Annotated in this window: 6 protein-coding genes; 4 read left to right on the forward strand and 2 right to left on the reverse strand. The window is 41.9% G+C overall.

All coding sequences use genetic code 11. The annotated features are described in order from the left end of the window. Positions 1–3: 3 nt before the first annotated feature. Positions 4–1857, reverse strand: a complete 1854-nt coding sequence (gene feoB / locus ABDV70_RS13200) for a ferrous iron transport protein B (RefSeq protein WP_343598382.1) — start codon at positions 1855–1857, stop codon at positions 4–6. Continuing rightward, positions 1854–2114: a FeoA family protein gene (locus ABDV70_RS13205; RefSeq protein ID WP_343598384.1), complete on the reverse strand. Its 261-nt coding sequence runs from the start codon at positions 2112–2114 to the stop codon at positions 1854–1856. Before ABDV70_RS13205 ends, feoB begins: the two co-directional genes overlap by 4 nt. Positions 2115–2281: 167 nt before the next feature. Here ABDV70_RS13205 and xerD point away from each other — a divergent pair, with 167 nt between their 5' ends. The 4 genes from xerD (at position 2282) to thrC (ending at position 7050) form a co-directional block, all read left to right on the forward strand. Continuing rightward, positions 2282–3202: a site-specific tyrosine recombinase XerD gene (gene xerD, locus ABDV70_RS13210; RefSeq protein ID WP_343598386.1), complete on the forward strand. Its 921-nt coding sequence runs from the start codon at positions 2282–2284 to the stop codon at positions 3200–3202. Between the two features lie 119 nt (positions 3203–3321). Next, positions 3322–4137 carry a DsbC family protein gene (locus tag ABDV70_RS13215; protein ID WP_343598388.1) on the forward strand — a complete coding sequence of 272 codons (816 nt, stop codon included), beginning with the start codon at positions 3322–3324 and terminating at the stop codon, positions 4135–4137. 408 nt (positions 4138–4545) lie between these two features. Next, positions 4546–5847, forward strand: a complete 1302-nt coding sequence (locus tag ABDV70_RS13220; RefSeq protein WP_343598390.1) for a homoserine dehydrogenase — start codon at positions 4546–4548, stop codon at positions 5845–5847. A 57-nt stretch (positions 5848–5904) separates the two neighbouring features. Next, positions 5905–7050: a threonine synthase gene (thrC, locus tag ABDV70_RS13225; protein ID WP_343598392.1), complete on the forward strand. Its 1146-nt coding sequence runs from the start codon at positions 5905–5907 to the stop codon at positions 7048–7050. Positions 7051–7219 lie beyond the last annotated feature (169 nt).

Genomic DNA, 7219 nt, shown 5'->3' on the forward strand with positions numbered 1-7219 from the left:
CATTTAGCCCAAATAATGGGATGCAATTTGATAGGTTAAAAATGCTGAGAAATATGCCAAGGCAAATAAATAGCCTGTCATCCAAGCGACCATTTTCCAAGACCCAGTTTCACGGCGTACTGTCGCTAACGTAGACAAACAATGCGGTGCATAAATATACCACACCAAAAGCGACAACCCTGTTGCAATGCTCCAACCACTGCCCGGAGCACTAATTAAATGTGTTAAGCCTTGTGCGATTGCATCGTCATTGGCAGCAGACAAGGCATAAACTGTCCCCAATGAAGCCACCATCACTTCACGGGCAGCCATCCCCGGAATAAGTGCAATACAGATCTGCCAGTTAAACCCGATTGGGGCAAATAACGGCTGCATGAAATGCCCGATTCGACCTGCAAAACTATAATCAATCGCAGGCAATGCCGCATGTTCAGGCGCTTGAGGGAAACTGCATAAGAACCAAAGTAAAATGGATAATGCAAAAATAATCCCACCCACCCGTTTTAAGAAAATTTTGGCACGATCCAGTAACCCGATCCCGATACTTTTCATATTCGGAAAACGGTAACTTGGCAATTCCATCAATAAAGTATGTTCAGATTTATCCTTTTGGAAAAATTTCAGAATAAAAGCAACAATCAAGGCACTCGCAATACCCGCCATATATAAAGCGAATAACACCAAACCTTGCAAATTAAAGAAGCCCCACACCATTTTGCTTGGAATAAACGCTGAGATTAGCAACGCATACACTGGCAACCGTGCCGAACAAGTCATGAGTGGCGCAACAAAAATGGTGGTTAAGCGATCACGTGGGTCTTGAATGGTTCGTGTTGCCATAATACCGGGAACCGCACAGGCAAAACTTGAAAGGAGCGGAATAAAAGCGCGACCACTCAACCCTGCTTTATACATGACTTTATCAAGTAAAAATGCCGCACGCGGTAAATAGCCTGTTTCTTCAAGCATAAGAATGAAGAAAAATAGAATTAAAATTTGTGGTAAGAAAACCAGAACACCACCTGCACCTGCAATCACCCCATCAACAACCAGACTATGCAATAAAGGCGGTGTCACCCATGCACCAATGTGTTCACCCAGCCAAGCAAATACTGTCTCAATCATGGCCTGAAATGGGGCTGCCCACGTAAACACGGCTTGGAATACAATAAACATTAATGCAGCCAACACCACAAACCCAAGAATTGGATGCAAAAAGATACGGTCTAGAAACTCAGTACGCTTGTCTTCATGTTCACTAAAAATCACCACATCTTTTAAAATATCGTGGATTTTTTGGTGCTGATTGCCAACCAAACCCGTTAATTCAGTCTCGGGGGTACTAAACTTCTGTAGATCAAGTGCGTCGATCAAATTCACTACGCCAGAAGTCGTTTTTGCAACAGTTTCAACAACCGTCACGCCCAAGCGCTCTGAAAGGCGCTGTGCGTTAATCTGGATTCCACGACGACGTGCTTCATCCATCATATTCAACACGACCAATAGGGGTTTCCCTAATTCGATCAATTCAAGAACCAGTCCCAAATGCAGTCGAAGGTTGGTTGCATCGACAATACACAGCATCACGTCTTGCTGACTTTCCTCTGCAATTTTGCCAAGGCAGACATCACGAGTGACTGCTTCGTCTGGACTGGTTGCATTGAGACTATATGTTCCCGGCAAATCCAGAACACGTACTTGTCGTCCCGATGGAAGCTGAAAGAAACCAACCTTACGTTCAACCGTTACGCCTGCATAGTTACCAACTTTTTGTCGGGTTCCTGTGAGTTGATTAAAAATAGAGGTTTTGCCGCAGTTAGGATTACCAACAAGAGCGATTCGCAATGCTTCACTCATGCCAAAGTTCCTTCAGGTGAAATTTCAATTTTTTGAGCTTCTATTTTTCTTAATGCGAAACGTGTGAATCCGATCTGAATCAATAAAGGATCTCCACCAAAAGCACCTTTTGCCACAACTTTGACAGATGTTCCCGGAATAAACCCTAAAGTTTCCAGTCGACTTGCAACGATATCCGTTGCTCCATGATGGGTAGATTTTTGATTTACCTTGGTAATCACAGCAGCCTGTTTAACCTTTAATTCTGATAACAGCACAGCATCGCATCCACAAATTTTTCTGTTATTATAAACTAAATGAGAATAATTTACATACTGATTTATCCATAGATTGACGCTTTAATTCTGTACGCAAAATGTAAAAATCGACTTTTTTTTCATTTTCAATTAAAGTGACTCGTCTAGGTATTTTGTCGTATTTCTATATGCAACCCAGTAAAAAACCACGTATTCCCGCCCCCGTTCAAATTCCAGAAAATTTAAGTTTTTTATTTACTTATCGTGATTTTTTAGTGGCTCAAACCGTGAGTCCGCATACCCGAAATGCCTATTTATCTGACCTCATCCAGTGCAGCCATCTTCTTGCTAAACCCCTGACAGACTGGAATGAAAGCGACGTTTCAGATGTGCTGATTACAATCACTCAGCAAGGGAAAAGCCCACGTTCAATTGCCAGAATCATGTCTGCACTGCGTTCTTTTTTTAAATTTTTGCGGGAACAAAAATTACGGACAGACAATCCCCTCGCCCAACATAAAACCCCAAAACTCGGACGTGCGTTACCCAAAGATATTTCCGAAGCACAGGTTGAAGCCCTGATTCAAGCACCCGATACCGATACAGCACTTGGCTTACGTGACCGCACCATGCTTGAAGTGCTTTACGCATGTGGCTTACGGGTTTCCGAATTACTCAATTTACGTTTGGATATGCTCAATTTAAATCAGGGCTATGTCCGAATTCATGGTAAAGGCAACAAAGAACGGTTGGTGCCTCTGGGACAAATCGCCACAGACTGGTTACAGCGCTACTTTGCGACCTCGCGTCCACAACTGTTTAAGACCAATAATGATTATATTTTTCTCACCCAACATGGTGGCATCATGAGCCGTCAAAACTTTTGGTATGCTATTAAACGCTATGCTCTGATCGCAGGGATTGAAACCGATTTATCCCCACACACGTTACGCCATGCCTTTGCAACCCATTTACTGAATCATGGTGCAGATTTACGTGTCGTCCAAATGCTATTAGGCCATAGTGATCTGTCCACGACCCAGATTTATACCCACGTTGCCCAAGCGCGAATGCAGCAACTTTATAGCCAACATCATCCACGAGCATAATATTACCGTTGGTCGCTTTATCAGAAAAACGACAGGGTGTAATGAAAATTCACGAAGCCGAAACTGATTTTTTGGTATGCTTAAGGCTATTTTTTGATTACACCTGACAAGAGTTATCTATGTTTTTTCGCTATTCTTCACTTGCGCTCGCAATGGTAATCACCACGAGTATATTCATGAGTGGCTGTTCTCAAGAAAAAAATCAACAAAAGGCCGATAACACATTAACAGCAACTGCCCCTGCAACGGGACAGGCCTCTCCTATTTTAGAGCGCAATACCAAACAGCGTTTAATTGACACATTACAAAGTCAGCTCCAAAAAGCCAATGTAAATGTAAAAATTGTCGATATTAAAAGTACAGAAGTGCCTAACATTTATTGGGTGAATTTACAGGGAATGCCATCCGTTTATGCCACTGCCGATGGTAAATACATCATTCAGGGCGATGTATTACGTTTAGGTGATAAGCAACTCTATAATGTCAGTGAAAACTTGCAAGCAAGCGAAAATAAAAAACTTTTTTCTGACCTTAAAACCAAAGACCTGATTGTTTACCCAGCTCAAGGCAAGGCAAAACATATTGTTTATGTCTTTACCGATGCCAATTGTCCATATTGCCATAAACTGCATGAACAGCTTCCTGCAATTAATGCCAAAGGTATTGAAGTACGTTATATCGCTTGGCCACGTGGCGACCAATTCTTCCCTGCAATGGAAGCCATCTGGTGTAGTCCTGACCGTAAAGCAGCCTTCAATGCTGTCGTTCAAGGTCAACAGCCACCTGCAACCACATGTAATAGCCCTGTGAAAGATCAATACCAACTCGGCTTACACATTGGGGTCAATGGTACACCTGCCATTTATTCAGAAGATGGTAAATATCTTGGCGGTTACCTCAGCGCAGATGAAATTGAACAGCGTTTAGCCAAATAAAATAAACTCAAGGTGAAGATCCTATTATCTTCACCTTGAAGCCTGCTTATTTTGAATCACACACTTCTTTAAATAAATTCTCATTCAAGTGCAATTCAGTACTTTTATTCAAAATAAATTAAAATATCCAAAGCCCACACAAAAATGAAAACTCAAAATTTTATGTGCCTGTTATCATCCATTTTTATCTATATTTCCAGATTTTCGACGAAAGATATTTAAAATAGAAAATCAAAAATGCCCCATTTAGGTGCTTAAATAAGAAAATGCATCCATTTTACTTTTAGTATATGTAAACAATAGCAAACCAATGATGAAAATTATTCAATTTTAAAAAAAATGCTTGTTGACTGCCAAGATGCTATCTATGATCAAAGACAATCGCAATAAATTATTTTGGAGTGTGACGTGAAACCAGTTCGTCTGGCTATACTCGGTCTTGGTACCGTGGGTGGTGGTGCCCTTAAATTATTACAAGAAAATGCAGCTGAAATTAAACGTCGCACTGGTCGAGAAATACAAATTACTTATGTCGGTACACGCAGACCTCGCCCCGATCTTCAGCTCGAAGGGATCAAACAAAGCGCCGATCTACTGGATATTGTTCGTCAACCTGATGTTGATGTTGTTGTTGAAGTGATGGGTGGAATTCACCCTGCTTATGAAATCATTATGGAAGCCATCAAACACGGCAAACAGGTGGTGACTGCAAACAAAGCACTTCTTGCAGAACATGGCAATGAACTTTTTAAAGCAGCTGAAGATCATGCTGTACAAGTTGCCTATGAAGCAGCCGTAGCTGGTGGTATTCCAATTATTAAAGTGATTCGTGAAGGTTTGGCTGCCAACCGTATTGAATGGCTGGCAGGCATTATCAATGGTACAGGCAACTTCATCTTAACTGAAATGCGCGATAAAGGTCGTGCCTTTGAAGATGTCTTAAAAGAAGCACAAGAACTGGGTTATGCCGAAGCTGATCCAACTTTTGACGTTGAAGGCATTGATGCTGCACATAAACTGACGATTCTTGCCTCTTGTGCATTTGGTATTCCTTTACAGTTCAATAAAGTCTATACCGAAGGCATTAGCAAAATTACAGCGCAAGATGTTAAATATGCCGAAGAACTTGGCTTCCGTATTAAACACTTGGGAATTGCCCGTCGTACTGACAAAGGGATTGAGTTACGTGTTCACCCAACATTAATTCCATCTGAAGAGTTAATCGCCAATGTGAATGGCGTTAAAAATGCAGTGCTCGTTCAAGCCAATGCCGTTGGCCCAACCCTTTATTATGGCGCAGGCGCAGGCGCAGGCCCAACAGCCTCTGCTGTGGTTGCAGATATTGTGGATATTGTCCGTGATATTTCCTACACTGAAGATGGTGCAGGTACCATTCCTCAACTGGCATTTGAAGCCTTAACCGACTTACCAATTCTAAGCCGTGAGCAAATGACCACTGGATACTATATTCGTGTCAACGCGGTAGATGAACCGGGTGTTCTTGCTGATATTACGACGATTTTAAGTCGTGCAGGCATTAGTATCGATGCCATCATGCAACAATCCCGCTTAAAAGATTTGATTCCAATTGTGATTTTAACCGATCCTATTATGGAATCTAAAATGGATGAGGCGCTTGCTCAAATTCAGGCGTTGCCGACCATTCATGGCGAAATCGTGCGAATTCGTTTAGAATCGCTTGATAACTAATCAGGTCGAGGGGAAGTCTCCCCTCTTCATGCTTCATTTTTTCATTGGAACATCATCATGTCGAATGCCAATCGTTATACTGGTCTTGTAGATCGTTATCGTGATCGTTTACCTGTATCTGCAACTACACGTGCAATCTCTTTGGGTGAAGGAAATACCCCGCTAATTAAACTTGAGAATATTCCGCGTATTATTGGCAAAAATGTTGAAATTTATGTGAAATATGAAGGTCTTAACCCAACTGGTTCTTTTAAAGACCGTGGTATGACCATGGCAGTAACCAAAGCGGTTGAAGACGGTTCAAAAGCGATTATCTGCGCATCTACAGGCAATACATCTGCTGCTGCTGCGGCTTATGCAGCCCGTGCAGGCATTAAAGCATTTGTTTTAATCCCTGAAGGCAAAATTGCCATGGGTAAAATGGCTCAGGCGATGATGTATGGCGCGATTACCATGCAAATCCGTGGGAACTTCGATGACGGTATGCGTTTGGTAAAAGAAGTGGCTGACCAAGCACCTGTCACCATTGTTAACTCAATCAACCCATATCGTTTGCAAGGTCAAAAAACCATTGCTTACGAAATTTTTGAAGCATTGGGTCGTGCGCCAGATTATCACTGCTTACCAGTCGGTAATGCAGGTAATATTACAGCGCATTGGATGGGTTATACCGAAGCGGTTGCCAACCAACCAGCAGATCAGTTTGAGCAAGTGGTTTATGATGCTGCAACTGATCAATTTACTGGGCCAAAACCAGAAGGTTTACCAACAATGGTCGGTTATCAAGCCGCAGGTGCTGCACCTTTCTTACGTGGTGCGCCTGTTGCCAATCCTGAAACTGTTGCTACAGCAATTCGTATCGGTAATCCACAAAGCTGGAACCATGCTAAAGCCGTTGTACGTGACTCTAAGGGTTGGTTTGACGAGCTTCAAGACAGCGAAATTTTAGAAGCACAACGTCTACTTTCAATGTATGAAGGCGTGTTTGTAGAACCTGCATCTGCTGCGTCTATTGGCGGTGCAATCCGTGACATTAAAGCAGGTAAAATTGCTGAAGGTTCTGTGATTGTATGTACCGTAACAGGTAATGGCTTAAAAGACCCAGATACTGCAATTAAACAATGTTCAGATGCAGTGATGCTGACCATCGATGCAACTATGAACGATGTAAAAACATCAATTTTGTCAAATATGGAAAAATAATTTCCTTTTTTGCAAAATCAAAAAGCTGCCGATTTAGGCAGCTTTCAGATTATTGACAAACCCTGATTAAATTTGGATTTAGTCAGGGTTTTATTTTTTGACCTGACTTGGAATTGGGATTAAATCGGTTTGAAGTCGATTGATGGGCTAAATAATAGACAAATTAACA

It is taken from the genome of Acinetobacter sp., assembly GCF_039596015.1.
In the GTDB taxonomy this organism is placed as follows: Bacteria; Pseudomonadota; Gammaproteobacteria; order Pseudomonadales; family Moraxellaceae; genus Acinetobacter.

Coding starts and splice junctions, on each gene's coding strand:
- feoB (WP_343598382.1), bottom strand. CDS start 1,857: ATGAGTGAAGCATTGCGAATCGCTCTTGTTGGTAATCCTAACTGCGGC.
- xerD (WP_343598386.1), top strand. CDS start 2,282: ATGCAACCCAGTAAAAAACCACGTATTCCCGCCCCCGTTCAAATTCCA.
- ABDV70_RS13215 (WP_343598388.1), top strand. CDS start 3,322: ATGTTTTTTCGCTATTCTTCACTTGCGCTCGCAATGGTAATCACCACG.
- thrC (WP_343598392.1), top strand. CDS start 5,905: ATGTCGAATGCCAATCGTTATACTGGTCTTGTAGATCGTTATCGTGAT.